The following is a 22722-nucleotide window of genomic DNA, read 5'->3' as shown; positions in this document are numbered from 1 at the left end:
AGTCGGCGGCGCCGGATTGTCCGGAGTCACTGGCCGGCCATCGGCGGCAACCGGGGGCAACGCCTCGACCCGCACGTTCAGGCCTTCGGTCGGAACTGATTTGGCCTTCGCTGTGAAGTCCGCTTCGTCCTTTGCGCCGGTGACGGCCTCGAGGATGCGCTCCGCAAGCGCCTTCGCGCGCGCCTTGTCCGTGTCCTTGTCTACCAGCACGACGGCATGGCTCGTACGCGCGGCGCTTGGGCGATCAAACGTCAGCCAGCGCTCCTGGGTGAGCTCCGACAGCTCAGCGTCGGTTGCAGGTCCCTTGGCGCGCGCGTCGGCTTCGAGCTCTTGATAGAGGGCGCGCGCCAGCTCTCCCCGGCGAACCACGCTGCGTTCGTAGGGGCTGAGACGAGCGTCCGCTGCCTGCGCGAACAAACTGTCCTGAACAGCGGAGTCCCTGGCCACCTCGAGACTGAGTCCTTGCGCAGAGGCGATGCTGCGCACCGTGGTTCCCGAAATTGGCTGAGTGCCGACGACGGCGACCGTGCCGTCGCTAAGACTCGCGCGCTGGGCGACGGGCGCCTGTTGTTCGTCCTCGCCGCACCCAGGGAGCAGCACGAACAGAAGCGCGATGGTGCCGCGAGTCGGCTTCATCGCCCTCCCTTCGGCCGCACCATGTCCGTCGCTGCTTTGAGCACCAGCGCACCCACCACGAGCCAGTACAAGGCCTCCAGATCGGCGCGCTTGCCCAGAGCGTGCACACCCACGCCAAACGCCGCGATCGCCAGGACCATCAGGACAATCGACAGCAAATCGACGGCGCGGCTCATCAAGCCCGGAACCTTACCAGAGCATCGCGGCCATGAAGCCAAGCGACAGCAGCGCCACAGCGAGACCCAGGGAGCGACTGGCTAGCTCCAGGCGAGTCCGGGGCGAATGCTGCCGAGTATTGCCGCGTGACACGCCAACCAGCGCCGCGGAAGTCACCAAGGCGACGGCCACCACGACAGCCACCGCGTGCCCAAGCAGGGCGTGCAGCGGGCGATCGATGCGCCAGGCTAGGAAGATTGGAACCACGGCGCCCGCCAGGCCCAGCCCCATGACGATGCCTGCTCCCTTTGGCAGGGTGCTGCGCGCCGTCAGCGGAGCGCCTGTGAGCGCGTGGGGATCTTGCTCCGGGATTGCGCCGACCTCACGCACGGAGCCCCAACCGAAGGCGAACAGCGCCCAGCCCACACTCCCAAGAGCCGCGCGTACGGGGTCGAGCTTCGCGCCCGACAGCAGATCTCCCAGGACCAGCCAGGTGATCACCGCAAATCCAACGAAGCCGTATACGCCCATCGCGCGCCCGACGCGCTCCCGATAGAGCGCAACGATGGGTCCGCCGATCAGACAAACCAGGGCGAAAAAAGCGCTGATCTTGGGCAGAGCCGACGCATCTCGCTGTGCGCTCGGAAGCGCCACCGTGACGATCCAAGCGTAGATCCCTGGAACCAGCACCCGGATCACTGCGGTCGGCAGGCGCTGCGACGCGCCCTCCGCCTCCAACCTCACCGCTGGTGCGCGGCTGCTCTGGGGCTCGACTTCCGACTCCACGACGGCTGACTCTAGCCTTAGCTGGGCGTCACGGGGAGCGCCGGGCCCGTATTGTTGATTGTTCGGGCCTGCCGGGCGCGAAAATCGCCGCACGCCGTATGGGGTTTGGGGGGGAGGAGCAGCGTTCGTGCGCGGTCACTCGGCAGCTCAGGCGCCGCCAAAGCGCCGCTGATTGCGCTCCTTGGCCTTGCGCGCTTCTTCCTCGCGGTCCTTGGGAGGGGCGTGGGTGCTCAGGGAGTCAAGCAGGCGCGTGGCCGCCTCCGTGACCTCCTCGACGGCGCGCTCGAACGCTTGAGCGTTGGTTTGCGACGGCGCGTTGTAGCCGGAGAGCTTGCGCACGAACTGCAACGAGGCCGCGCGAATTTCCTCCTCCGTCGCGGGGGGCTCGAAGTTGAAGAGAGTCTTGATGTTGCGACACATGGCTGAACTCCAAAGTCGGAGCGCGGGTGCGATTCCCCGCGGCAGAGAGGTTGTCAGTCTGGCGCGCCGCGCCCGAACCGCACGCCAGTCTGGCAGGTTTCAAGGCGCCTCCCAGCGGCAAAAGGCGGAAATAGTCGCTGACCGTCGCTTGGCGCGCGGCTTGCTCAAGCCTGTACATGAGCCTCTACATGCTCGAGCAAGCGCCCTATCTGCCGCCAGGGCGGCCCTCGTTGGTGGCTGTAACCCAACAGCAGAACTCCCACCGCGGCGAAGCCCGCCGCCGAGTAAGCGCGGTGGAGGCAGTGCAAGGCGCGCTCCTCGGGACCGCCGTCGGCGATTCGCTGGGCTTGCCCTACGAGGGAATGAGCCGCCAGCGAGTGATGAACACGCTGCGTGGAGATCCGCTCCGCCAACGCTTGATGTTCGGGCGCGGCATGGTGAGCGACGACACGGATCACGCCTGCCTGGTGCTGGAGACCCTGGCGGAGACGACGGATCCCGATCAATTCGCACACCAGCTCGGCGACCGTCTGCGCTGGTGGCTGGCTGGACTCCCCGCCGGTGTGGGGTGGGCCACGTTGCGTGGCATCGCACGGCTGTGGCTCGGCAAGTCACCCCACGAAAGCGGCGTCTACTCCGCAGGCAATGGTCCCGCGATGCGCGCGCCGCTGATCGGCGCGTTTCCTCAAGGCAATAACAGAGAGAAACGCCGGGCGCTAGTGCGCGCGTCCACCCGACTCACCCACACCGACCCGCGAGCGGAACAAGGCGCTCAGGTGTTGGCGAGCGCCGCCGCCTACGCTCGCCTCGGCGAGGCTCCAGAGGACATCCTGCGGTTGGTGCTGGCTGACGCTGAAGACCTGGAGCTCCACACACGGCTCGAGCGCGTCGCCGAGTCGCTCAAGAGCCCGAGCGCTGAGCTGTGCGCGGAGTGGGGCCTTGGCCGCGGCGTGACCGGCTACGTCAACGACACGGTTCCCGCGGCGCTGCATGCCTGGGCGCATAATCAGGGGCACATCGAGCCGGCCCTCGCAGAAGTCATTCGCCTTGGCGGCGACACCGACACGACGGGCGCCATCGTAGGCGCATTGTGTGGAGTGACTCACGGCGTGCAGAGCATTCCGCTGCCGTGGATCGAGGGCATCGTCGAGTGGCCGCGTTCCACCGAGTGGATGCTGCGAATGGCTGAGCGCGCCGTGCTCCAGGCACCGCTACGCCGCGTATCCTTCGTCGCTCAGCTACTCCGCAATGCCACCTTTCTCTGCGCCGTGTACGGGTTGATCGCCAAGCGCGCGCTACCACCTTATTGAGACCGCTCCCGGGGACAGGGGCGCGCTCGACCAGCGCGGAGTTTTCCACGGCGAAATCGTGCGTTGCGCTGGGACTCGCGCTGGGCTTGGAATTGCGAGACACTTAGGGGATGGGGCGCTTCTTCTCTTCGGTGTTGGCGGTGGTGTCTTGCTGTGCGGTGGGTACTCCGGGATGCGGAGGTAGCGAGTTTAGCGCTGCGGAGACGGAAGGGGCCGGAGGCAGCAGCAGCGGAGGTACTTCCTCTAGCGGAGGTACTAGTAGTGGAGGCGCTGCGGGAAGCGCTGCCGGCGGCAACGGTAACGGCGGCGCCAGCACCGGCGGTACCGGCGCTCTGGGCAGTGGCGGAAACGGCGCCGTCAGCGGGAACGCGGGTGCACCCGGCGGCAGCGGCGGTAGCGTCAGCTGCCCGGAACCCTCGGGAGACGAACTGTGGGTCGATGGCAAAGCGAGCGCCGGGGGGAACGGCTCACAGGCTTGTCCGTTCCGAACGATACCCGAGGGCATCGCCGCCCTGGGCAGCACTTCGGCAACCACGGTACTTGTGCAGTCCGGCAGCAAGTATGCCGGAGGATTTACGGTTCCTAGCGGATACACCGTGCGAGCTAGTGATCCCCAGACGGAGCTCAAGGGCACGACCATGTGCGACTCAGGGAGCGTGTGCGCGGTAGTCGTCTCGGCGAACGCCCGGCTCGAGAACTTCACCATCCTACTCGAAGACAATGAAGATGGTGTGTTGCTCGGTATGGACTCGACCCTGCGTCAGGTGAAGACGCGAGGAGGTCGCCGCGGCATCGTCGTGAACGGGCAAGCCGTGCTGGAACTCGGCGTCGAGGCCACCGACAGCGTACACAGCGGCATCGAGGTGGTGGCTGGCGGGACGCTAGGTTTCCCGAACGGGGACTACAAGTTTACTGGGTCCCAAGGTGTAGGTCTGCGAGTGCTGGGCAACGCGGTCATCGATATGTCGCACCTCACGGAGCAGGCTGCAGTCGACTTTTCGGACAGCGCGGAAGGCATCCGCTTCGAGAGTCGATCAGACGCAGTCACCGCAAGCACTCCAGCAAGCGAGATCAGATTCGCCCGCTTCCAGCGTAACCAAGTCTCACTCACCGTGCGAAACAACGTGAAGGTCAACGTCCGGAACAGCGAGTTCCTTGGCGCCGTGAACCCGGCGGTGCAGCTGTTCGCGCCCAACTTCGCGAACTTCGGAGACAACTCCAACGTTGGGGGCAACGTCTTCCAGCGCGCCGATGGCGGAAGCAGCGTGGCGTTCATGATGCTCTGCGATCAGCCGTTTTCGAACACGCCCAAGATAGCGCTTGCAGGGAACACCTTCCCCAATTGCCCGAGCATTGGCTACGCCGGTCGGCTGCAAGTAGGAAGCTGCCCCACTACCGCCTCCGGCGCTGACACCATCGCGTTCTTCCCCGGCGGGACGATACCGGGAGAAGCCGCGTTCAACGGTAGCTGCCTCTAGCAAGACACCCGAGTGCGTTGTTTGGCTTGGGCAGCTAGCGCTGCCGCCAGCCACCGCCAGGCTGACGCTCCCGAAACTCCTCTTTGAGTTCGCTGCGCGCGTCCGTTTCTAGCAGCTCACATGGATCGAACCAATGGGTGGTGACTTCGCGCGCCAGCACATCGGGGAGCTGCCCCGCAAACTCTGGGTTGGTCGGACAGCGGCGCCGCCACAAGCCGCCGCGATCAGGCATTTCCGCGAGGCAAAGCACCTCTTTGACCCCGCCGTTGCAGTTGGTGGCGACCACCAAGTACGCGCCCGGCAAGCCGGGGCAATCGGCTCTCAGGACGACATCGTGGTGGAACTCACCTTGCTTCCAGTGGGCGCACAGCTCGTAGCCACCTGCGCGCTCACGCAAGCGCTCGAGCAACGCGCCGAGCACCATCTGAGAGGCTAACTCTTCGAGGACCTGCATCAGTCCAAAGCTAGCATCCGCACCAGCCTCAAGCCGGCTCCGGAGCCATCCGACACCCAAGAACCATCCGGACCGGGCGGCAGCGACCAGTGCCCCACGTGACCCGCAGCAGGACGCACGGAAATCAGTGCACTCGCTTGAGCGATTTCAGCAACGGGCGCATCCCCATGAGAAAAGTCCACGATGGCAAATCCCTGGGGGTAGCCGCGAAGCAGCGTGCCGGCGTTCAACACGCCCAGGGACGCTTCAGCCGCGGGAACTTCGATCGGCTCATTGCCAACGACCGACTGTTGGAGCGCGAACTGGCGCAGCATCAGCTGATGGGTGTGTCCGTTGATCACCCAGCGCCAAGGTCCTTCCAGCAGGCGAATCAGCTCTTCGCTCTCCAGGCTGTACCCGTGGTCATCTGGCTTGATGCCAAGCATGTCGTTGTCGCCGAGGCCGTGACACACCTTCACCAATCCCCGCGGTGTCTCGAAATCAAGGCTGACGGGCAGCTGCTCCAGGTATTTCCGCGAGGATTCGTTCACCGCAGTCGGCGGCGTGGTAATCGGGAGGTCGCGCTGGGTGCCCGTCAAGAACCAGCGGTCGTGGTTGCCGCGCACGGTGTGCACACGGTGCTCTCGCAGCAGCGAGATGGTGCGGTCCGCATCACCCAGGCCGTCCATCAAGTCCCCGACGCAGACGACCAAGTCGAGTCGAGCATCCGCGAAGAATGCGAGGATGCGCTCCAGCACGAGGTCCTCGCAGTGCACGTCGCCAATGCAGCCGACCCGACAGTAGCTGCCCTCCAGTTGCTCTACACGATGCTCGAGTGTCATGACTCTTCGAGGCCCTTGAGGGGTGGCTGGCGGCTCATCACGACCAGGGACTCGCGCTCTTCGGTCCACTCAGCCGGTGCGCAGACTCGCGAGTCACTCGCGAGAATTCCGCCCACGATGGCGCAGGTGGTGTCGCGATCTCCGAGGCCGCTCACGGTGGCCCAGAAAGCAGCTTCGTAGTCGCCGAGGTGACGGGCGACGCACCACAGGCAGAAAGGCACTGTGTCCTGCGCCAACACTTGGCTGCCGTTGCCCAATGCGCTCACCGCCGTGCGCACGTCGTACTCCGACGGCAGGCTGGCTGCGCGCTCGATGCGGGCGGTGGTCTCTCCCGGCGTGGTGTGCCTGAGCACCAGCTGGAAGAGCTCGGTGAGCGGCCTCTGAGCTTTCTGCTCGGCAACCCAGGCGACCCAGGCCGCGGCGATCGCTACGGCCTCTGCTCCGGCTTGGCCTTCGGGGTTTGCGTGAGTCACTGCCGCAGACAGCCGGGCCTCCGCGGCGACGTGAGCCCAAGCTGCCTCGAGCTCAGCGGCGGGAGTCAGCGCTTCCGGAGCCCAAAACGCGCCCACCGGAGCGGCGCGCATCGCTCCGCCATTGCCCATGGAGCCGCTGCCTCCGAACGGAGCTCGGGCGACCTCCCGATAGTCGGCTCCTGCGTGAAGCGCCTGGAGCGTGCGGTGCATCGACGGCCCGTAGCCGCGGCCTGGATCTGCGGTGTATTTCTCCCCGAACCCTAGCGCCAACGCGCGGGGCTCGATGTGGCCAAACTCAGCCAAGTTCTCCACCACCGCCAGTGCCATCACGGTGTCATCGGTGTAGCCCCAGGTACCGCGCGGAAATACACGCGCTTCGATCAGCTGCTCGACGGTGTCTGGGTTCACGAAGAATCGCTCACCGAGAGCGTCTCCCGTCGCCAGCCCGCGCAGTGAACGCAGCGCACGCTCGAGGCGCGCCGGCGGGACGGCTCCAGGGGGAACGGTGGATATCGAGTTCGACACGGTCCGGCGCAGGGTGCCGCGCCTGGAGCAGCTCGCAAAGCCTGTGACGTGCGATTTGTATTACTCTCGGGCCATGTTGGTGGGGATTGGGGGGAGGAGCACCGTGGTCTGCGCTGTTGCCGCGCTAGGTTGCGCCCTTGTGGCTGGCTGCCGGAGCGGTGCCGTCTCCCCCCCAACCAATCCAAACCAAGCGCGCGGCCCTGAAACACAGTCTTCCGCCCCGGACACGCCGGACCCCTGCGCCGCGCGCCGAAGCTGCGACGCCTGTGTGGTGGCCCCCGGGTGCGAGTGGTGCGCCGGCCAAGAGCACGACTGTGTGAGCAAGAGCGCCGAACGCCCGTGCAGCGGGTTGAAGCTGACGGCGCTGCCCCACTGCATCAACGATCCCGGTGACCCGGCAGCGCACGATCGCAAGTTGATCGAAGATCGTCTCGGGGTGACGCTGGGCGCCATGACTCCGGACGCGCCGCCGATCGTTGGCCAACTGGAGAACTTCAGCGGCGTGGTGCACGCCGTGCAGCGCGGGCGCTGCTACTTCATGGTCGCCACGCTGGCCCCCGACGCGAAGCCGGGCAAAGCCATGACCCACTTCTCCTGGCGCACCAAGACCGAGACAGAAGGCAGCGTCGGCGGCGCTGCGACGGCGGGCGCGATGCTTGGTTCCGGGAGATTTTGTCCCCTAAGCGAAGGCACCCTGCGCTTCTACTTTGGCGAGCTGACCGGACCACCCGTTCCCTCGAACGGCTCCGGGGGCGTCGTGGTGCAAGTCTTCAGCGAGCCCATCGACGCCGGGGAGCTGAGCGCGATGGAGCAACGCAGGGCTGATCTGCTGCGGAAAATCGACGAGATGCCCGCCGACTGCGACGGCTATAGCTATGACTGCAGCAACGACCGCGACCACTGCGATCGGGACTGCTGGATGAGCTATCGCGTGGGCGACAACGAGCGGCGGCGATGTGAGCGCACCTGTGAACAGCTCGAGCGGGACTGCCTGCGCCGCTTCCAGCGCCGCTGCGGTTACTAGGCGGCAGCGATGCTGGCGGCTACAGCGCCCTCAGTCCATGTCCCAGTGGGCGCGCAGCTTGCCACTGCTCGGCATGCTGAACACGTAGACGCTAATGCGGCCGCCCTCTAGCGCCTTCCACATCCAGCGCTCTTTGCTCTCGATCACTTGTTCGAAGAAGCTCTGGGGGTCTTGAGTGCCGGCGTGGTGCTTGAAGTCAGCCTGGGTCCAGCAGCCCTGGTAGACACCGGGAGTTCCGCCGTCGAACAACCAGCGCTCCCCCTGCCAGGAGATATAGGTCGGCGTGGTCAACAGCTCACGCATGACCTGAGGATCCAGGCGAGCACCAATCCAGTCGTGACCGATCTCGACCAGCGGCACCCGCTCCGAGTGGCGCAGCCCGCTGCCACCGGGCACGCCGTGGGTCAGCCCCGACTGCGCTTGCTCCCAGGTGATCATCCCGTACTCGGTGTCCTTGCTTATCGCCGCACGGAAATCTCTGAGCGCGGCATACGAGACGATGATTTCTTCGGGCATGTCGCCGGGGAAATGCACGAGGTCTGCACACTCGTGGCAAACCTCATCTTCTCGCTCATCGCAATCGAGGCCATTGAGCGCCTGGCACTCTGGGCACTCGATCATCAACGCGCAGCCCATACCCAAGCGAAAGCACGGTACGTCGCTGTCCCCGGAGAGGCTGCAGGTGCCTAGCCCGACGTACTCCGCCGCTTCTTCTGCTGCTGCTGCAAAGAGCGGGAAAGCCGCCCCAAGATCGTCGAAGTGCTTGGCCAATGCGTTTTTTCGAAGGTGGAGGAGCGCTAGGCTTCGAACTCTGACCGGGAGTCACGATCCAAAGCAAGCCTCGCGTCGGCCCTACCAGCCAGAGCTACCTGGGTCCCCTTTGAACGGCCCCACCAGCTCCCGCGTGATCCAGCCACCGTAGAAGTCCCCAGGCTGCGCTTCCACCCGCTCTCCTGCGACGAAGCACTCAACACGGCTCGGATAGAAGGCGATGGCTCCGCCGAGCGCTTCGAAGCCAGGCTTCGGCCGATCGTAGCTCCAAGCGACGGGGCGCTCGGAACCGCGCAGTGACCAGTAGCTGGCTTCGCCTTTCCACTCGCAGAAGGAGCTCCCGCCGCAGCGCTCGAGCTCCGCGAAGCTCACGTCCTCCGGCAGGATGTAGAACGTGGGCGGGCTTGCTGTCTCCAACACCCGCATCGCTACCTTGGAGCGGGCCAGCTGGACGCCGCCGCTCAACACCTCGACGAGTCGTCCGTCCGTTTCCACGCGCGGCGGACGCGGGTAGTCCCAGACGGATTCCTGACCAGGCCCCGGCTCCACGGCAAACGGCGGCCTCGATTGGCCATACCACTGCCATCCGTAGCGTTCGGTCATCACAAGAGCTTCGTGGATCCTTGCGCCGGGTCCTATCACCCAGCAGGGTCAATCGCTCCCCATCGGCTGTATCAGACCTCAGCGGCGCAATGACCAGCGCCGGGGAGATCGGATCACCCAAAAAGCAAAACGGGTTCCGTGCCTACCGCGCGGAACCCGTTCGCAATTCGCGCCCGGGAGGCGCGAACAAGTAAGAATTGGGCGACGCCGAGCCTAGTTGAAGCTCTCGATCAGGTTCAGGAAGGTCAACACGGGGTGCCCCGTGCCACCCTTCGGCAGCACACCGCGCGGTGCGTCACTGAAGGCCGGACCGGCGATGTCGCAGTGGATCCACGGCACATCACCCACGAACTCCCGCAGGAAGAGCGCCGCCGTGATGCTGCCACCCCAGCGATCGCCGGTGTGCTTGAGATCGGCGCAGTCGCTCTTCAACTGCTCACGCAGCTCAGCCAGGAGCGGCATCCGCCAGAAGTTCTCACCGGCGTCCGAAGCCGCCTTGTCCACGCTCTTCGCCAAGCGGTCGTCCGCCGTGTAGAAGCCCGTGCAGTTCTTACCCAGGGCAACCATGCACGCGCCAGTGAGCGTGGCAGCGTCGACGATCAGGTCAGGCTCGAGGTTCCTGGCGTAGGCCAGCGCGTCCGCCAACACCAAGCGCCCCTCGGCGTCGGTGTTGATGATTTCGACGGTCTTGCCATCGAGGGAGCCGAAGATGTCGCCGGGGCGGTACGCCGCGCCATCGGGCATGTTCTCCGCCGCGCCGATGATGCCGTGCACCTCGACGTTCGGGCTCAGCTCGGCGATCGCCGACATCACGCCCAGGACGGAAGCCGCGCCGCCCATGTCGCTCTTCATCTCGCCCATGCCCGGAGCTGGCTTGATGCACAAGCCACCCGAGTCGAACGTCAGCCCCTTACCGACGAAGACGATCTTCTTCTTCGAGCGCTTGGGCACGTAGCTCATGTGGATGAAGCGCGGCTCATTGGCGCTGCCTTGGCCGACCGCGTAGTGCAGCTTCATGCCGGCTTTGGCGATGCCCGCCTTGTCGAGCACGCTGATCTTCAGCTTGCCTGCCTTGGAGATGTCCCGCGCGATCTGCGCCATGCGCTCCGGGGTCAGCTCGTTCGGGGGCTCGTTCACCGCGTCACGCGCGACGCAGATGCTGTTCCCCACGGCAAGGCCCTTCTCGAGCAGCTTCTTCTCAGAGGCGTTGGCCTTACCTGATTTGAAGACCTCGACGTCGGTGATCTCCTTCTTCGGCTTGCGATCGCCGGTGAGGTACTTGGTGAAGCGGTAGGAACCGAGAACGACGCCCTCGCCCAGGCTGCGCATCAAGGGCCCAGCGGCCTTGTCCGGAGGCGCTAGGCCAACGCTGGTCGCGAGCAGCGCGTTCCCGCAGCGTGCAGCCGTTGCCGCGAAGATACGCAGCCGCGCAGCATCCACGCCCCGCTTGCTTCCGAGGCCAATCAGCAGAATCCGCTTCGTCGGCAGACGCCCACCAGTCTGCACCTCGAGCAAGCTGTCTGCGGCACCGCTGAACTCCGCTCGCTCTGCCTCGGCAAACAGCGCACCTTCGAGAGCGCCATTCAGGGCGACCAACAGCTTCTGCTTGTCGAGGGCGCCTTGAATCACGCCTACGGCCAGAACGTCGGTGCTGGCGGTCAACGGGTCCGCCGAGGAAAGTCGAATGCTGAGCGCCATCTAAAGCTCCCTCTCTTGGGGGTGATCTGTCGCCCTTTGGGCGACCAGACCTCTGAACCTGCGCCGAGCGGCGCCACCTCATATCGGAGCTGATCAGCAACCCCGAAAGGTTCCCTAACGGAAACCGGGGCGGATAATGGCACCGGGCCCGTGTAACTATCAACCGCCTTCCCAGTCACGAGCGGTGACCCCCGCCGGGCCCCCCAATCGTCAGTTAACGAAGTGGCTGCTCTGGCGGGGAACCCGCCGCGAACCAGCCCCACCACCAGGCAGCCTGCAGCCCTTGGGCGAAGGCGTCGGGAAACAGCCAAAAAAGCCAAGTTCACGGGCGGCAGCGCGCCAACCAGCAACAAGGCGCCGGGAGTCCATGCATCCGAGCCCTGGCGTTGCTAAAGCCCGCGGGATCCGCGCGCCCGTCGAGGCGTGAAACAACGTGAGCCAGGGAGCGCCGCTCCGGCCGGCCCCCCCACGCCCGAAAAACGAGGAAAAAGCCATGCAAAATGCCTCCTGGATGCCGCCTTCGGTGTCCGACTCGCCCACCATCGAGACCTTCATTCTCGAAGGCATGTTCCAAGCCTCGGCCGCCACGGGCACATTTACTTCAATCTTAAACCAGATCGTCCTCTCCTCGAAGCTGATCACCGGGCGCGTGCGCCGGGCCGGTCTCGCGGACCTCCTGGGCCACACCGGCGGAGTCAACGTTCAGGGCGAGACGGTGCAGAAGCTCGACGTGATCGCCAACGAGACGCTGATCCGTCAGCTCAAGCGTCGGGGCCACTGCGCCGGCATCGCCTCCGAGGAGCTGGACCACGCGGTCATTTTCCCCGAGGCAACGGGCAACTACCTGGTGTGCTTCGACCCCCTCGACGGCTCGAGCAACATCGACGTCAACATCAGCATCGGCACCATCTTCGCGCTCATGCGCTTCGACCGCAAAGCGGGCCCGCCGACGGAACAGACGTTCCTGCAGAAGGGCTCCGACATGGTGGCGGCCGGCTACATCATCTACGGCTCGTCCACGGTGATCGTGCTGACCACCGGCAAGGGCGTACACGGCTTCACGTACGACCCCACCGCCGGGGAGTTCTTCCTGAGCCATGAGAACATGCGCGTCCCGGAGCGCGGGAACACCTACTCGATCAACGAAGGAAACCACGCCAAGTGGAGCCCTCAGGTGAAGGCGTGGAACGAGTACATCAAGGGTGACGGCCCCGGCCGGCCCTACGGCCATCGCTACGTTGGGACGCTGGTCGCCGACGCCCACCGCACGTTGCTGCGCGGCGGTGTGTTCGTGTACCCAGAGGACAACAAGAATCCCGACGGAAAGCTGCGTCTCCTCTATGAGGCAGCACCCATGGCGATGATCTTCGAAGCGGCCGGCGGCGCGGCGTCCACCGGGAGCAAGCGCATCCTCGACGTGATGCCCGGCGAGCTTCACCAGCGTGTCCCTCTCGTCCTCGGCAGCAAACGCGACGTCGAGGACTACGAAGCCATCATGCGCGGTGAAACACCTGCGCCCTGAGCTGGCTCGCTTTTGACGCACCGGCGGGCGTGATTGTTCACGCTCGGCCCAGGTGTTTTGTCGCTGGATCGTCGCGGGAACGCCGTGTGAAACTCCCCCGCGTTTGAGGTGGCCGCGATCGGCTATCGAACCTATGCTTCTCGCCTATGGGCCTTAAGCACGCGGGAATCGCCACGACCATCATCGCCGGCGTCGGTCTATTTGCAATCGACGCCAGCGCTCAATACGGGCAGCCACCGCCTCCCGGTTACGGTCAGCCGCCTCCCCCCGGCTACCAGCAACAGCCGCCGCCCCAGGGCTATCAGCAGCCGCCTCCGCCCGGGTATCAGCAGCAGCCCCAAGGCTACAATCAAGGCTACGGCGGTGCACCTCCGCCTCCGCCGCCCAAGAAGAGCAGCGGCAGCGACTTCGAGATCGAAGGCTGGGCCGTGCGCCTCGATCCGCTCAACTGGTTGCTTCAAGGGCGCCTCGGCATCTCCGGTGACATCGCCCTCACGGAGTGGTTCAGCGTCGAGGTGATGCCCGTGTTCGTCGTCAACAGCACGCCGCCCGCGTTCAACCTCCGCGGCCGCGAGGACACGCTCAGCCAGGAGGGCAATTTCATCGGCGCCATGAGCGAGATCAACATCGCGCCGAGCTTCTGGCTCGAGGCTCCGCTCGAGGGCTACGTGCTACGCGGCATCTACACCCACGCGGCGTACAGCTACAAGGCGGAGGACGGGAACGGCCAGTTCGACGCCGTCGACGAGAAGTCAGACAAGCTCACGTTCTTCTTTGGTTCCTACGGGAAATACGGACCAGTCACGATTGGTGGCGGGCTTGGCATCGGCACCTACCTCGGCAGCCAGGAGCGCTGTCCGGATGACGCCGGTGGCGTCAAGACTTCCGGTTGCGATGGTGAGCTGAATATCGCTATTGACCGTCAGGGCAACTACGCGGACATTCATCCTTCGTTCTACCCCATTGATATTTCCGGGCGGATTGAATTTGGCGTTGTGTTTAATTGATGCCTCCCCCCGGTCCGCGCCGCGCTGACGCGCGAGCGGCGGCCCGCCCCCTCCCGGCGCCGGCGCGTCTCGCTTCGCTCGCGCGCGCGGGCGGAGGGGGCCCCTCCTCTCAGTAACCTAAGTCGTTTTACGTTTCCGCACGGCTTCTCCAGAGTGCGGTGTACAGGGTGTCGGCAGTTGGGTTTGGGTGATCGCGGCGCGCTCGCGCGCGGCCGCTTTCGGGGCCTTTCGGCGGGCTTGGTTCGGTCGGTAGCTCGGGGTGGCCGCGGCGCGGCTTCGCGCGGCCGCTTCCGTTGCCTTTCGGCTTGCTTGGGTTTTCTTGGGGGCGCGGCGCGGCTGCGCGCGGCCGCTTTCGTTGGGTTTGGGCGGGCTTGGTTCGGCGGGTAGCTTGGGGTGGTCGCGGCGCGGCTGCGCGCGGCGCTTCCGTCAGGGCTTCGCGGTTCGATTGGTGACTGCTGACTGGCTCAGCGGCGCCTTCCTGCTCGGGGCTGCCGCGCCTTGTGTCGCGCACAGCTCGCGCCGCGCTGTTTCCGCGCGGTGTTGTTGAGGCGCTGAGCGGCGGGGCGCGGCACGCGCTCTGCGCGTGGGGCGGCGGCTCGGCAGCCCCGAGCAGGAAGCCAGCGAATCCATGCCAAACCACGCAACACTCCACCAACGCGCGGCGCGCCGCGCTGATCTCGAGACCCGCGCCTACTGGCTGCGTCGCCACCCCACGCCAACCGAGGCTTTGCTCTGGCTCTACCTGCGCCGCGCTCAGCTGGGCGTCACGTTCCGGCGGCAGGTCGTGCTCGGGCGCCGCTACATCTGCGACTTCGTCGCGCGGGACATCAAGCTCATCGTCGAGCTCGATGGCGCAACTCATCAGCATCTCCAAGCCGCTGACGCCCGTCGGGATGCGTTCTTGGCTCGCCTGGGCTACCGCACGCTGCGCTTCTCGAACACAGACGTGCGGCAGTCGCTGGAGCAGGTGTTGCTCGCCATCAGCCGCGCCATCGGCTGACCTCGGTCGCGCTGGCCTGCAGGATGGCGATCGTCTCGTAGGCGCGATTGTCGGCGTCCATCATGGGTACGACTCCGATCACCGTTCCATCGGGCATCAGGAGCAACTCGCGGCCGCCTTCAATCAGGGTCGTGGTGCGATCCGTCAGATCGATCAAGAACGCCCACGGCGTGAGGTCGTCGCCTCCGTCGCACCACACCAGAGCGCGCTCTGCGGAGTGAGTAGCCTGCACGCCGCGGACACACGCAGCATCCTCTAGCAGCAACGTTGCGCGGCGGTTGGCGAGGTCGAAGCGCCAGATGGTTTCGTCGAGCGGGTCCGCCACGAAGGTCCACGCGGCGGATTCGATGGCGAGCACCTTCACGCGACGGGTCTTGATGAAGTCGGGGTCGGCGTGGCGCCACCAGCTCGTGAGTGATGTTGGGTCCGCTGCGGCGGTGAATGCCTCGGCTCCCGGCTCGGAGAACGCATGCTGCGCCAGGCGTTCGCCGTTTGGGGCGACTACTATGGGTTCGAGCAGGGTGTCCGCTCTTGAATCCGTGCGGTTACAAAGCGGTACGGAGGATGACTCCCGGGGACCGTTGGTGGCGGTGGCGTCCAGCGTGATATATTCGGCTTCGTCACCCACACGGACGCTGAAGCGGTCGCCTTGGGTGCACTCCAAGTGCAGCTTCTTCGCGGTCAGGCCGAAGTAGTCCACGGCGGACGCTGGGCTTGGGCGGAGCTCCGGCGTGGCCCATGCCAAACCGTAGACGTGGCTTGCGGCACTTTCATGGGATTGCGCGTCGCCCGGCGCTTCCAGGGGAATGACAGATTGTGCCGTTGCTCTCTCACCCCCAACCGCGGGAGAGCAGGCAAGGAGCGGTAGCGTGGCTGCTCCGATGCGTGCGGCGCGGCAGGCTGAGGGGCACATGGCTGTCGGACACCGCGCCCAGGCGCTGCTTGGGTCAGGGTTCGAAGCTTTGCCCGTCCTTCAACGGCTCGCCGAAAGCCACATGAAGTAGCACGGGCCAGAACTCGTCGAGGCGCGCCTCCGACTCCGAGCCGATGTTCAGGCTGAGCGTGAGGGACGAGTCGTGGATGAGAAACGAGACTCCGCGCCCCCAGTAGCTCCAGCCCATCGCGTCCTTGGTGAGCCGGTCGCCAAACACCGCACGAGCTCGCTTGAGCACCTCTGGCGGGAGCTCTGAGTCGGCGGCTGAGGGGTTGGTAGTCAAGTTCGTGACGTGGTCCGATTCTGCAGGGTTCCAACAGAAGGTGACGAACCAGCTCGGCTTCTCCACTTTCATCGAGACGCACCGGCCGCGGTTCGCCCCGCCGTGCTTGGCCACGAATTGATCGCGGGACTGCTCCAGCTGAATGGCGTGCAGGTCGGCCACTTCGATCTCTTGTGCCGCGACGTGCCCGCCTGCCCCGCTGGTGATGGTGAAGATCGCTAAGCCGATGCCAGACAGCACCACGAGCGCTGAGATGGCGAAGATCAACGCCAGCGGCTGATCTTCCGGCTTGGTGCCGACCGCCGTCGAGGGCGCCTGAGTCAGCGACTGAGTCTCGGTGACGATGTGCGCTCGACAGTACGAACACTCGATCACTTGCGCGGGACCTCGCCAGCGCAGCGGTGCCCCACAGTTTGGACAGCTCAAGATCCGGCTTTGACGTCCAGTCCACTGCATCACAACAAAGACCACTGCATCATGAACGCCTCACACCATCGACGCGGAAACGCGACCCATCAATCCGCGCGGCAATAACGCCTCATAGTTTCCACAGGTCGCCCGCGACAGCTTGTCGGGTTCTCTTGAGCGCAGCGTTTGCTAGCCTGCTCTGGTCAGCACACGGAACATCCAGATTTTTTGGGGGTGAGGTGGGACGCATTCAGCTATTCGAGTTCTTCGACCTGACTTGGGTGCCCGGGGTGCTGCGTCAATGCGGGGTCGAGTACCTGGCGTTCATCGAGGGAACGGCGAAAGGGCCGGTTTCCACGCTGGCTGAGCCCATCAGCCGCGCTCTCGAGATGGTCCCCGCAGACGGCGATGGGCGCAAGCGTGTCGTCGACCTGTGCTCCGGGGCGGCCGGGCCGTGGCCGGTGCTGCTGGAAAGTCTGCCCGATGTGAGTGTCACGTGTACGGACCTGCATCCTAACCTGGCCGCGTTGGAACGCGCGGCGGATCGATCCGATCGGCTGAAATTCGAGCGAGCCTCGGTTAACGCCCTGGAGGTCCCGAACGAGCTCGTGGGCGCGCGCACCATCATCAACGGCTTCCATCATTTCCCCCCGGCAATGGCAGCAGGCATCCTGCAGTCCGCCGTTGACGCCCGTGCGCCCATCGCGGTGCTCGAGATGACGTCGCGATCCGCGCTTCACGTCTTGACCTCCCCGTTCATCTTCCTGGCCTGCCTGCTGGTAACGCCATTCGTGAAGCCGTTCCGGCTCTCGCGGCTGCTCTTTACCTACCTGATTCCGCTCTTGCCGTGGATGATCTGGTGGGATGGCCTGGTGAGCGGACTACGGGTCTACTCCGAAGGCGAACTCAAGGAGCTGGTCAGTGGCCTGAACCTGCCCGGGGACTACACGTTCGAAGTCGGTTCACTGAAAGCAGGGCCGCTGCGTGTGCCGTACTTGGTGGGCAAGCCCTCCGCAAGTCTTGCCTAGCTCGACGACATTGGTAGCCTCCGGCGCATGTCCTTGCGTCTGGTTGTTGGGCCCCTCAACTACAGCTCTTGGTCGGTGAGGCCTTGGTTGGCGCTCAAGTACAGTGGGTTGCCTTTCAAGACGCACCTCATTGATTTGTTCGTCGACCCCGCATGGCACGACAAGGTGTTGCAGTTCTCCGGCGCTGGGAAGGTGCCGGTGCTGATCGACGGCAGCCTCAGCGTGCACGAGAGCCTCGCCATCTGTGAGTACGTGAACGAGCTGGCGCCAGACGCGAAGCTGTGGCCCGAAGACCGCGCTCAGCGGGCGCGCGCACGCGCCATCAGCTGCGAGATGCTCGGCGGCTTCCCCGCTCTGCGCAACGAACTCGGGATGAACGGGCGAGCGCGCGCCAAGGCTTTCAAGCCGAGCGCTGAAGCCCTCAAAGAGGTCGCGCGCGTCAGTGAAGTCTGGAGTGCGTCGCTGCAGAGCCTCGGTGGGCCATACCTCTTCGGCCACTTCACCATCGCCGACTGCATGTACTTCCCCGTGGTAACACGCTTCCGCACCTACGGCATCGAGCTGTCCGGTGACGCAGTGGAGTACTGCCGCACGATGTGGGAGCACCCCATCGTCGCCGAGTGGGAGAAGCTCGCGGCGGAGAGCGTCGCCATCCCGAAGTACGACGCGGCGATTGAGTAGCCAGATGTAGTCCCCCTCCGCCCGCGCGCGCGAGCGGTAGCGAGACGCGCCGGCGCCGGGAGGGGGCGGCGCAGCGAGGAGCCGAGCGAGCCGGGGGGAGGCAGCAAGGGCTGTCTCACGCGAGGCAAATCGCAACACGCCGGAATGCCTCAGGCACGTCAAGCCCTCGAGATCATTCAGTCTTGGGCGGGCACGCCGGTTGCAAATCAGTCTCCCGATGTCCCTGGAACGACTGAACTTCAACCACCTGTTCTACTTCCACATCGTGGCGGAGGAAGGCTCCATCGCGCGTGCGGCGGAGCGCCTGCGCATCACCAAGCCGACGGTGAGCGAGCAAGTGAAGCAGCTGGAGTCGACCCTGGGCGTGAAGCTGTTCGCGCGCCGGGGAAACCGTCTCGAACTCACCCAGGAGGGCCGCACCACGTTCTCCGTGAGTCGCCGCATGTTCAGCGCGGCCAGCGCGCTGGTGGAGCAATACTCAGGACAGACAGAGCACGCGGTGCTGCGAGTCGGCGTCGCGAACTCCGTCTCACGCGCAGTTGCGGCTGACTACTTTCGGCCGATCTTCGGAGTCGGGGGACTACGCACCGTGCTGCGGGTACAGCCGGGGGAGGACTTGGAAGCCGCGATCCAACGGGGTGATGTCGATGTGGCCATCACGGATCAGCTTCCGTTGGGTGCGACCGAGCGTGGCTTCGTCACCGACCCGCTCACCACCACGCAAGTGGTTGCCGTGGTCGGCGCCGGAGTGGAACACCCCCAGGGTGTGCTCTTGCCAGCTCGTGACACGGCCCTACGGCGCGCCGCAGACGACTACATCCTGCGCCACGAGCTGCATGAACTGAACATCCTCGGGGAAACGGATGACATCCCGGCGTCGCTGGCTTTGGCGAAGGACGCCGAGTGCTTGGTTTTCGCCCCTGAAGCTGGAATCCGCCACGAACTCGCGGCGCGTCAGCTGAAGCTGGTTGAGGAGCTGCCGAACGTGATCTCCGTGGACGCCTTCTACTGGGAGCGAACGAGCCTGAACGAGCGCATCCTGCACGCACTGGCGCTGCTCAAGCGGACACCGGTTCAGCTCTCGGAGTCCGCCTGAGCGTCGAAGTCGCCCGTAGCAGAATCTCCACTGCCTCCGGAGAGCGTGAAGAGGAACGTGGTCCCCTCTCCGGGAGTGGACTCCACCCAAATTCGGCCGCCATGTCTGGACACGAGGTTCTGCGCAATCGCCAGCCCGATGCCTCTGCCTCCCTGGTAAGCCCCGTCGGGGTGGAGGCGCCGAAAGACCGTGAACACATCCTTGAGTCTTTCCTTGGGGATCCCGATCCCGTTGTCCTTGACGTAAATGGTGGGCGAAAGTCCGCTGCTGGGTAGTACGCCAATCTGGATCAGCGGCCCGCTGGCGTCGGTGTACTTCAGTGCGTTCGAGATCAGATTCTGGAACACCTCGCGCAGCATGGTGCGATCGCCGTAGACGAGAGGTAGCTGCACATCGAGCTGTACCTCCGCGTTGCTGGCGATGATGGCAGCTCCAAGCTCCTCCTTTGCTTCACGCACGACGTCGGCGATAGCCACTTCTTCAAGGTGCATCACCCGTCGCCCCGACTCGGAAAAGGCCACCAGGGAGTCCAGGAGGCCGTGCATGCGGTCGGAGATGCTCAATAGCTGGAACAGCCGTTGCTTTCCCTCGTCGGGCAGGTGCTCGCCGTGATCTTCCAGCACCCACTGAGCGCAGTAGCGCATGGTGCGCAGCGGTGCCTTCAGATCATGTGAAGCAACGTGCGCGAACGCGTCGAGCTCCTGGTTCACCTGCCTGAGGCGATCGTTCAAGCGATCCAGCTGGCGCAGGCGCCGATAGGTGATCTCGACGAACGCTTGCCTGAGGCGTCGGACAGAATGCAACTCCTCGGGGTCCCACGCAACGCTCCGACCGCGCACATTCTCGCTCCACTCCGCAAAGCTCTTGCGAGGGGAGATGCGCTGGGTCTCCGGGTCGACCGTATAGGCCTCGTCGGGCCGGCCTGCCCACTTCACCGCGCGCACTTGTTCCGCTCGGAACCAAATCAACCACTCCGTACCGGTATCGGTCAAGGGCAACGCCAAGAGCCCACTAGCGATCGCCGTCACGTCCTCGGCACCTTGGAACCCCGCTTCACCCACGCAGTCGGTCGCCCACACATCCAGCACGTTCTGGGCATTCAACCAGCTGACGAAGCGCCGCAGCAGCGCGGGCTCTGGACACTCGCCCCAGCTCCCGGGGTGGCTCCCGACGATCGCAAAACCAGTAGAGTCGACATACTCCGCGAGCTTCTCCCCGCCGTTCAGCAGCGCCTGGAGGGGGTCTTTGGTCTCGCCCTTGAGCGCCTCAACCAACAACAGTCGCGTGCTGGTCGCTTGCTCCTTGATCTCGAGCTCGCGCCGCTTGAGCTGTCGCTCCACGTGGAGCGACACCGTGCGTGAGAGCACTTCGCACGCAAGCCGTGCATCATAGGAGAGCCGCCTGGACCCTGAATAGTGATGGCACGCGATCAGCCCCCAGAGCCGCCCACTCACCACGATGGACAGGCTGAGACTCGCGGTCACTCCCATATTGCGCAGGTACTCGAGGTGAACTGGGGCGGCCGCCCGCAGCTCGGCGTACGTGAGATCCAGCGCGCCTGTCGCCGCGTTCGTCGCCGGGCAGACGGGTGAGGCGGGGGCGTCGACGTCGACGATGACTCGGGATCGCTTCAAGAGCATCACCCGCCGCGCGGGCTCGGGAATGTCAGTGGCTGGGTAGTGCAGATCGAGGAAGCTCTCGAGCTGCAAGTTGTCGCCCATGGCTTCGGAAATGACGTGTCCGGCGCCGTCTTCTGCGAAGCGGTACACCATGACGCGGTCGTAGCCTGTGAGGCGACGAACGTCGGCAACGACGGTTTCCGCAAGGCATTGAATACTCTGCGCCTTCTCGCAGCGCACTAGGCTCTCGTGTAGCTGCTCTGCGAACTCGAGGGCGATCAGGTTTCTCCCTTGGGCAAGCTCGGCTTCGAGCAGCACCACGTCGCCACACTGATGCAGCAGAATGTCGAAGTCCTTGTCCGTGCCGAAGCGGTCAACTCCCAGGTGCCGAATCGCATCCCCGAGGCCCTCCAGCACCCGGCGCTGCAACCGCGAGTAGGTGTCAGCGGTCACCAAAGCGCTCACCGGAACACCGATGATCTCGTTCAGCTCACGCTGAAGTTGCTGCTGGGCGTTCAGGGAGACTCGCTCGACCACCAGCGTCACGGAGTTCAGGGCCAGCAGCACTCCATGAGGCTGGATCGCACCAATGAAGTGTACCGGCTCCGTGTCGCAGTATCGGCGTAGCGCTTCAGTGTCCATCCCGGGCACCTGCTCCCTGCTCAAACCAAGCTTCGAGCCGAGAGAACGCGTCGACCGCACCCTGCGTCGCCTCCAGCTGATCTGGGTCGCTGATCACGCTCGTCTCCAGGGCGTTCAGGAAGCGCTTCCAGCGATAGCTGGTCTGCGGACCGTAGCCGCGCAAGTACCTCCCCACGCCTTCCGTTTCCTCTGGAAAAACCTCGAGCGCTTTCAGCAACGAGCGCCCTCCAAGGGTGGCCCCTTCGAGCACGTACAGGACACCAAGTGCTCGAGGTAGCGTGTCGGTCTGCGGCAGGTCGCTGCAGATCGAAAGCTGGGTATCAGGCGCAAGCACTCGCAGGTCTTCCCGAGCGAGCTTGGCGCGGGCGCGCAGCGGCACATCCGGCAACACCGTGCGGAGCCGCGGAAAGGCCGCCAGGCGCTCTTCAAGCGGATACTGGAAGCCCCACATCCGCTCGAGGAAGCGCACATAGCGCTTCCGCTCGAAGCGGTCATTGGACAAACCGACGTGTAGCTCTAGCCGCGCGTGCGCAACCCGAGTTGCCTCCCGGATACGGCTACGCACTCCGTTAGACTGCAAAGATGAGTGGTAGATCGCTTCCATGAGGTGGAGGAAAGCCTAGTAACCGGCCTCCCCACCCGCCATGAAGAAATACTAGTTTAGGCTAGTTCGGCAAAACCGAACGTAGCATACCGCCACGTCGCTGAATGGCGTGGTGACAAGGCTGGAATATCCGCCTGGTTATATCGTGCTACCACGCAGAAACACGACGAAGTTGCTCGGGTCCGTCATGAAGTCGATGCCGTACCAGTTGCTGACCAGGAGCGCGACGGCAAGCAAACTCATCACCACCCAGACTCTGCGCGCCGCGCGCACGCGCTCGCGATTCAACAGCAGCGTCCCCACCCCCAGCCCGACCACGGTGGCTCCCAGGACAACCAGTGGAAACGTGGCGTACATGAAGGGCCGTGCGCTCAGCGGCGCCAGGTCCAATTGAGTCGCGACCGCTATACGAAGCTCGAGAAACGCGTAGAGGGACTGGATAGCTGCCCCAACCCCGAGCAGAGCACCGAGCAACGCGACGCAGTGTTCGACGGTCAGGGTCAAGACCCGGGGCGCACGAGGTTCATCGATAGGTGCCTGAAACGGATTCTGGGGGGGAGGTGCGGCGGTACCCACCTGCGTCAGACGCAGGCGACGCTGTTTCGTTTGGTACGCCTGCGCTTTGTTGGAAAACGCGAGCTTGAGTCGGCGTAGATTTTTTCCGCCGGGCAACAATCGGCCGCCTCAAGGTGAAACACCATTCCGTCACGCTGGTGTAATCTTCTACGCACAGCGCTTTGCGC

General features: G+C 64.9%; 24 protein-coding genes (1 of these 24 only partly in view). 9 read left to right on the top strand and 15 right to left on the bottom strand.

The window, feature by feature from the left end:
• From H6718_10540 to H6718_10525, 4 genes are all read right to left on the bottom strand, one after another.
• Positions 1 to 636 carry the 5' portion of a peptidyl-prolyl cis-trans isomerase gene (locus H6718_10540; GenBank protein MCB9585830.1) on the bottom strand. 285 nt of this gene lie to the left of the window's left edge, so 636 of the gene's 921 nt are visible here — the first part of the coding sequence; its start codon is at positions 634 to 636; its stop codon lies beyond the left edge, outside the window.
• Entirely contained in the window at positions 633 to 812 is a 180-nt protein-coding gene (locus tag H6718_10535) for a hypothetical protein (protein MCB9585829.1), read from the bottom strand. Before H6718_10535 ends, H6718_10540 begins: the two co-directional genes overlap by 4 nt.
• 13 nt (positions 813 to 825) lie before the next feature.
• Positions 826 to 1578 carry a hypothetical protein gene (locus H6718_10530; protein ID MCB9585828.1) on the bottom strand — a complete coding sequence of 251 codons (753 nt, stop codon included), beginning with the start codon at positions 1576 to 1578 and terminating at the stop codon, positions 826 to 828.
• A 147-nt stretch (positions 1579 to 1725) separates the two neighbouring features.
• Positions 1726 to 1998: a DUF2277 domain-containing protein gene (locus tag H6718_10525; GenBank protein MCB9585827.1), complete on the bottom strand. Its 273-nt coding sequence runs from the start codon at positions 1996 to 1998 to the stop codon at positions 1726 to 1728.
• A 188-nt stretch (positions 1999 to 2186) separates the two neighbouring features.
• Between H6718_10525 and H6718_10520 the strand changes: the two genes are divergently transcribed.
• Entirely contained in the window at positions 2187 to 3308 is a 1122-nt protein-coding gene (locus tag H6718_10520) for an ADP-ribosylglycohydrolase family protein (GenBank protein ID MCB9585826.1), read from the top strand.
• A 110-nt stretch (positions 3309 to 3418) separates the two neighbouring features.
• On the top strand, positions 3419 to 4786 hold the full coding sequence (locus H6718_10515; GenBank protein ID MCB9585825.1) for a hypothetical protein: 1368 nt from the start codon (positions 3419 to 3421) through the stop codon (positions 4784 to 4786).
• Positions 4787 to 4820: 34 nt separating this feature from the next.
• Here H6718_10515 and H6718_10510 read toward each other — a convergent pair whose 3' ends face one another.
• Genes H6718_10510 through H6718_10500 form a run of 3 tightly spaced genes read right to left on the bottom strand, consistent with a single transcriptional unit; the run spans position 4821 to position 7047 of the window.
• Entirely contained in the window at positions 4821 to 5240 is a 420-nt protein-coding gene (locus H6718_10510) for a hypothetical protein (GenBank protein ID MCB9585824.1), read from the bottom strand.
• Entirely contained in the window at positions 5240 to 6061 is an 822-nt protein-coding gene (locus tag H6718_10505; protein MCB9585823.1) for a metallophosphoesterase family protein, read from the bottom strand. The genes H6718_10510 and H6718_10505 overlap by 1 nt, the downstream gene beginning before the upstream one ends.
• Positions 6058 to 7047: an ADP-ribosylglycohydrolase family protein gene (locus H6718_10500; GenBank protein MCB9585822.1), complete on the bottom strand. Its 990-nt coding sequence runs from the start codon at positions 7045 to 7047 to the stop codon at positions 6058 to 6060. Before H6718_10500 ends, H6718_10505 begins: the two co-directional genes overlap by 4 nt.
• Positions 7048 to 7375: 328 nt before the next feature.
• Here H6718_10500 and H6718_10495 point away from each other — a divergent pair, with 328 nt between their 5' ends.
• The gene (locus tag H6718_10495) at positions 7376 to 8083 is read left to right on the top strand and encodes a hypothetical protein (GenBank protein MCB9585821.1); all 708 of its coding nucleotides are present in this window, start codon (positions 7376 to 7378) and stop codon (positions 8081 to 8083) included.
• Positions 8084 to 8113: 30 nt separating this feature from the next.
• Here the strand turns inward: H6718_10495 and H6718_10490 are convergent, their stop codons facing one another.
• The 3 genes from H6718_10490 to H6718_10480 all read right to left on the bottom strand — a co-directional run bounded on the left by H6718_10490 (position 8114) and on the right by H6718_10480 (position 11155).
• A complete protein-coding gene (locus H6718_10490; protein ID MCB9585820.1) occupies positions 8114 to 8854 on the bottom strand; it encodes a CbrC family protein in 741 nt (246 codons plus the stop codon).
• A gap of 81 nt (positions 8855 to 8935) precedes the next feature.
• Complete coding sequence (locus tag H6718_10485; GenBank protein MCB9585819.1) at positions 8936 to 9457, bottom strand: DUF427 domain-containing protein; 522 nt, start codon at positions 9455 to 9457, stop codon at positions 8936 to 8938.
• Between the two features lie 213 nt (positions 9458 to 9670).
• Entirely contained in the window at positions 9671 to 11155 is a 1485-nt protein-coding gene (locus tag H6718_10480; GenBank protein ID MCB9585818.1) for a leucyl aminopeptidase, read from the bottom strand.
• Between the two features lie 511 nt (positions 11156 to 11666).
• Here H6718_10480 and fbp point away from each other — a divergent pair.
• The 3 genes from fbp (at position 11667) to H6718_10465 (ending at position 14684) form a co-directional block, all read left to right on the top strand.
• Positions 11667 to 12677 carry a class 1 fructose-bisphosphatase gene (gene fbp / locus H6718_10475; protein MCB9585817.1) on the top strand — a complete coding sequence of 337 codons (1011 nt, stop codon included), beginning with the start codon at positions 11667 to 11669 and terminating at the stop codon, positions 12675 to 12677.
• A gap of 146 nt (positions 12678 to 12823) precedes the next feature.
• Positions 12824 to 13684 carry a hypothetical protein gene (locus H6718_10470; protein ID MCB9585816.1) on the top strand — a complete coding sequence of 287 codons (861 nt, stop codon included), beginning with the start codon at positions 12824 to 12826 and terminating at the stop codon, positions 13682 to 13684.
• 628 nt (positions 13685 to 14312) lie between these two features.
• On the top strand, positions 14313 to 14684 hold the full coding sequence (locus H6718_10465; protein MCB9585815.1) for a DUF559 domain-containing protein: 372 nt from the start codon (positions 14313 to 14315) through the stop codon (positions 14682 to 14684).
• Here H6718_10465 and H6718_10460 read toward each other — a convergent pair.
• Positions 14665 to 15384 carry a hypothetical protein gene (locus tag H6718_10460; protein ID MCB9585814.1) on the bottom strand — a complete coding sequence of 240 codons (720 nt, stop codon included), beginning with the start codon at positions 15382 to 15384 and terminating at the stop codon, positions 14665 to 14667. The genes H6718_10465 and H6718_10460 overlap by 20 nt on opposite strands.
• A gap of 247 nt (positions 15385 to 15631) precedes the next feature.
• The gene (locus H6718_10455; GenBank protein MCB9585813.1) at positions 15632 to 16276 is read right to left on the bottom strand and encodes a hypothetical protein; all 645 of its coding nucleotides are present in this window, start codon (positions 16274 to 16276) and stop codon (positions 15632 to 15634) included.
• Positions 16277 to 16548: 272 nt separating this feature from the next.
• On the opposite strand from H6718_10455, the gene H6718_10450 reads away from it, so the two are divergent.
• The 3 genes from H6718_10450 to H6718_10440 all read left to right on the top strand — a co-directional run bounded on the left by H6718_10450 (position 16549) and on the right by H6718_10440 (position 19114).
• Positions 16549 to 17337, top strand: coding sequence for a class I SAM-dependent methyltransferase (locus H6718_10450; GenBank protein ID MCB9585812.1), 789 nt, complete (start codon positions 16549 to 16551; stop codon positions 17335 to 17337).
• Positions 17338 to 17364: 27 nt separating this feature from the next.
• Positions 17365 to 18018, top strand: coding sequence for a glutathione S-transferase (locus H6718_10445; protein ID MCB9585811.1), 654 nt, complete (start codon positions 17365 to 17367; stop codon positions 18016 to 18018).
• Positions 18019 to 18235: 217 nt separating this feature from the next.
• Positions 18236 to 19114, top strand: a complete 879-nt coding sequence (locus H6718_10440; protein MCB9585810.1) for a LysR family transcriptional regulator — start codon at positions 18236 to 18238, stop codon at positions 19112 to 19114.
• Here the strand turns inward: H6718_10440 and H6718_10435 are convergent.
• From H6718_10435 to H6718_10425, 3 genes are all read right to left on the bottom strand, one after another.
• Positions 19093 to 21375, bottom strand: coding sequence for a GAF domain-containing protein (locus tag H6718_10435; protein MCB9585809.1), 2283 nt, complete (start codon positions 21373 to 21375; stop codon positions 19093 to 19095). The genes H6718_10440 and H6718_10435 overlap by 22 nt on opposite strands.
• Positions 21365 to 21979: a biliverdin-producing heme oxygenase gene (locus H6718_10430; protein ID MCB9585808.1), complete on the bottom strand. Its 615-nt coding sequence runs from the start codon at positions 21977 to 21979 to the stop codon at positions 21365 to 21367. The genes H6718_10435 and H6718_10430 overlap by 11 nt, the downstream gene beginning before the upstream one ends.
• A 138-nt stretch (positions 21980 to 22117) precedes the next feature.
• Positions 22118 to 22651 carry a hypothetical protein gene (locus H6718_10425; protein MCB9585807.1) on the bottom strand — a complete coding sequence of 178 codons (534 nt, stop codon included), beginning with the start codon at positions 22649 to 22651 and terminating at the stop codon, positions 22118 to 22120.
• Positions 22652 to 22722 lie beyond the last annotated feature (71 nt).

This window comes from Polyangiaceae bacterium, from assembly GCA_020633205.1.
Classification (GTDB): Bacteria; Myxococcota_A; Polyangia; order Polyangiales; family Polyangiaceae; genus JAHBVY01.
Note: the sequence above shows the minus strand (reverse complement) of the source record. Positions and strands in the feature narration are given on the sequence as shown.